Genomic DNA, 3400 nt, shown 5'->3' on the forward strand with positions numbered 1-3400 from the left:
GCGCCTCGCGCCGCCCGCGCCCGCCGCCGCCTCGCCCCTCACGGCTCGGGCGGCGGCACCGTGCCCGCGCGCGGGTCGATCGGCAGCAGGCGGTCGAGGCCGGTGATTCGCTCGAACACCGCCGCCGCGGCCAGCGCGACCTCGTCCCGCCGCGGCGGCGCCACCACCTGCAGCCCCACCGGGCGCCCGTATTGGTCGAAGCCGCAGGGCACCGCGACGGCGGGGCAGCCGGCCAGGGTGAAGGCGGCGTTCCACATCGACCCGGCCATGTAGTTCTCGAGGCGCTGGCCGCCGATGCTCTCGGGGTGGCGCAGCATGACGTCGAAGGCCGGCGTGCCGGCGCCGGGCGTGACGATGACGTCGGCCCCGGCGAAGACCGCCAGCAGGCGGCGATACCAGGCGGCGCGCTCGCGCTCCGCCCAGGCGAGCCGGCTGGGCGTGCCGGCCAGCCCGCGCTCGGTGTTCCAGACGATGTCGGGCTTCAGCAGGTCGCGCTGGGTCTCCAGCTGCTTCTCCCGGTCCACCACGAATTGCTGGCTGCGCAGCGCCAGGAAGGCCTCCTGTAGCCCGCCGAGGTCGAGCCGCACCTCCTCCACCGCGCAGCCGGCCTCCGTGAAGCGGCGGGCGGCGGCCTCGCAGAGCGCGCGGGATTCCCGGTCGATGGCCAGGCTGCCGTCGAAGGTGCTGTAGGCGATGCGCTTCGGCGGCCGCGCCCCGGCCACCGCCGCCGCATAGGGCGTCGCCGGCGCGTCATAGGTCAGCGGGTCGCGGATGTCCCAGCCCGCCATGGTGTCGAGGAAGAGCGCGAGGTCGGGGATGTTGCGCGCCATCGGCCCCTGCACCGAGAGCGGGCCGAACAGCGTGTTGGAGGTGCCGCGGGTGACCCGCCCGGGCGAGGGGCGCAGCCCGACCACGCCGCAATAGGTCGCCGGCCGGCGCAGGCTGCCGCCATGGTCCGACCCGTGCGACAGCCAGCATTCCCCGGTGGCGACCGCCACCGCCCCGCCACCGGTGCTGCCGGCGCAGGTCAGCGCGGTGTTCCAGGGGTTGCGGGTGCGGCCGAAGACCTCGTTGAAGGTGGAGCCGCCGGCGCCGAATTCCGGCGTGTTGGACTTGCCCAGCACGATGCCGCCCAGCGCCTCGATCCGCTCGACCAGCGGATGGGACGCGTCGGGCACATGGTCGCGGAAGATCGGCGAGCCATAGGTGGTCCGCACGCCGGCGACATCGGTCAGGTCCTTGATGGAGACCGGAAGGCCGGCCAGCCAGCCGGGATGGCCAGACTGCTCCGTCCCCTGCCCCGCCAGCAGCCGCCGGGCATGGTCGCGGGCGCGGTCGAGGCAGAGGGTGGGCAGGGCATTCACCGCCGGCTCCACCGCAGCGATCCGGCGCTCGGCGGCGTCGAGCAGGTCAAGCGGCGAGACCTCCCGCCGCTTGAGCCGCGCCACCGCCTCGGTGGCGGTCAGGCGGACCAGGTCGTCCATGGCGGCATTCCTTCCCCTCGGGCCCGGGGATTGCAACCCGGCTTGCCGGGGCGCGCAACCGCTTGCCGGGGCGCGCAACCGCTTGCCGGGGCGCGCAACCGCTCGCCGGGGCGCGCAACCGCTCGCCGGGGCGCGCAACCGCTCGCCGGGGCGCGCAACCGCTCGCCGGGGCGCGCAACCGCTCGCCGGGGCGCGCAATCGCCCGCCGGGAAGCGCAATCGCCTGCCGGGGGCGCGCAAACGCCGGCCGGCGGCGGCGTCAGAGCGGCCGCAGCACCACCAGCCGCGCCGGCTGGCCGCGTCGCAGGACGACGATCGCATTCTGCCGGAAGCGGCGCGCCAACACCGCGCCGCGCCGCGCATCGCCGCCCAGCAGCAGGTGCCGTTCCCGCCAGGCCGCGGTGCCACCCCAGCCTTCCAGCCGCGGGCAGCGCCGCGTCGCCGCCAGCAGCCGGGCATGCCGCCGGGCATTCCAGCCTTCGGGCATGCGCCGGCTGAAGGGATTCCAGGCGGAGACGAAGGCGGCGTCCCGCACGCCCATGCGGCGCAGCAGCGCATCCAGCGCGGCGCTGCGGCGGCCGATGCGGGCGACGGCGCCCGCCGCCTCGTAGCCGCTGGCGCGGTAGGCGCGTCGCAGCCGGGTGCTCATCCCAGCTGGAAGAGCAGCGCCTTCAGATAGGCGCTTTCGGGCAGCTGCGGATGCACCGGGTGGTCCGGCCCGGCGCCGCCCTGGAACAGCAGCCGCGCGTCGCGACGGGCCCGGCCGATGCCCCAGATGACCGCATCCGCGAAGTCGCCCGGCGCGACATGGTGGGAGCAGGAGGCGATGAAGAGGAACCCCCCCGGCGCCACCAGCGCCGCCGCCAGCCGCGCCAGCTTGCCATAGCCGCGCAGCGCCTGCGGCTGGTCTTTCCGCGCCTTGGCGAAGGCCGGCGGATCGGCGACGACGATGTCGAAGCGCGTGCCGGCGGCGCCCATCCGCTCCAGCGCCTCCAGCGCCTCGGCGCGGCGGGCCTCGACCCGCGCCTCCAGCCCGTTGCCGCGGGCGGTCGCCATGGCGAGGTCGAGGGCATGCGCGCTGCGGTCCAGCAGCGTGACCTGCGCCGCGCCGGCGGCGGCGCAGCGCAGGCCGAAGCCGCCGGTATGGCAGAAGGCGTCCAGCACGGTCGCGCCGGGGGCCAGGCGGGCGACGCGGTCGCGGTTCTCCCGCTGGTCGTAGAACCAGCCGGTCTTCTGCCCGCCCAGCAGGTCGACGGAGAAGCCGAGGCCGCCTTCCTCCACCCGCGCCGTGGTGTCCTCCCCCAGCAGCGGCGCGACGCGCTCCTCCAGCCCCTCCAGCGTCCGCACCGCGGCGTCGTTGCGGGCGACCACCAGGCGGGGGGAGACCAGGTCGCACAGCGCCTCGACCAGCACGGGCGTCAGCGCCTCCATCCCCGCGGTGTTGGCCTGCAGCGCCAGGGCGTCGCCATAGCGGTCCACCACCAGGCCGGGCAGGCCATCGGCCTCGGCATGCACCAAGCGGTAGAAGGGCGTGTCGTACAGCCTCTCCCGCAGCGCCAGCGCGGCGCCGAGGCGCGCCCGGGCCCAGCCGAGGTCGAGCGCCGCGCCCGGGTCGCGGTCCAGCAGCCGGGCGGCGATCAGGCTGTGCGGGTTGAAGCTCCAGGTGCCGTGGCGCCAGCCATCATCGCCCTCCAGCCGGATGGCGCCGCCGGCCGGCAGGGCGCGGGCGGCGGCGGACATCGCGATCTCGTTCGAGAAGGCCCAGGGATGCCCCGCCTTCACCCGGCGGTCATGGCCGGGCAGCAGCCGGATCAGCGGGCGGGTGTCGGGGGCGGCGCTCATCCGGGCTGGGTAGGCGCGCCGCAGGGGTGGCGCAAGGACGGCCCCGGCGCGGACCGGGCGGGCCGCGGCCCGCCG

3 protein-coding genes are annotated in these 3400 nt (G+C 76.4%); all 3 read right to left on the bottom strand.

The genetic code is table 11. The features are described from left to right. Positions 1-38 precede the first annotated feature (38 nt). The 3 genes from E2C05_RS30015 to E2C05_RS30025 all read right to left on the bottom strand — a co-directional run bounded on the left by E2C05_RS30015 (position 39) and on the right by E2C05_RS30025 (position 3325). Positions 39-1484 (bottom strand): amidase, encoded by a 1446-nt coding sequence (locus E2C05_RS30015; RefSeq protein ID WP_133223282.1) that lies wholly within the window; start codon positions 1482-1484, stop codon positions 39-41. A gap of 258 nt (positions 1485-1742) precedes the next feature. After that, complete coding sequence (locus E2C05_RS30020) at positions 1743-2132, bottom strand: DUF3293 domain-containing protein (RefSeq protein ID WP_133223283.1); 390 nt, start codon at positions 2130-2132, stop codon at positions 1743-1745. Further along, positions 2129-3325 (bottom strand): class I SAM-dependent rRNA methyltransferase, encoded by a 1197-nt coding sequence (locus E2C05_RS30025; protein ID WP_133223284.1) that lies wholly within the window; start codon positions 3323-3325, stop codon positions 2129-2131. The genes E2C05_RS30020 and E2C05_RS30025 overlap by 4 nt, the downstream gene beginning before the upstream one ends. Positions 3326-3400 lie beyond the last annotated feature (75 nt).

Origin of the sequence: Paracraurococcus ruber, assembly GCF_004353985.1 — a bacterium.
Classification (GTDB): Bacteria; Pseudomonadota; Alphaproteobacteria; order Acetobacterales; family Acetobacteraceae; genus Paracraurococcus; species Paracraurococcus ruber.

Coding starts and splice junctions, on each gene's coding strand:
- E2C05_RS30025 (WP_133223284.1), bottom strand. CDS start 3,325: ATGAGCGCCGCCCCCGACACCCGCCCGCTGATCCGGCTGCTGCCCGGC.
- E2C05_RS30020 (WP_133223283.1), bottom strand. CDS start 2,132: ATGAGCACCCGGCTGCGACGCGCCTACCGCGCCAGCGGCTACGAGGCG.
- E2C05_RS30015 (WP_133223282.1), bottom strand. CDS start 1,484: ATGGACGACCTGGTCCGCCTGACCGCCACCGAGGCGGTGGCGCGGCTC.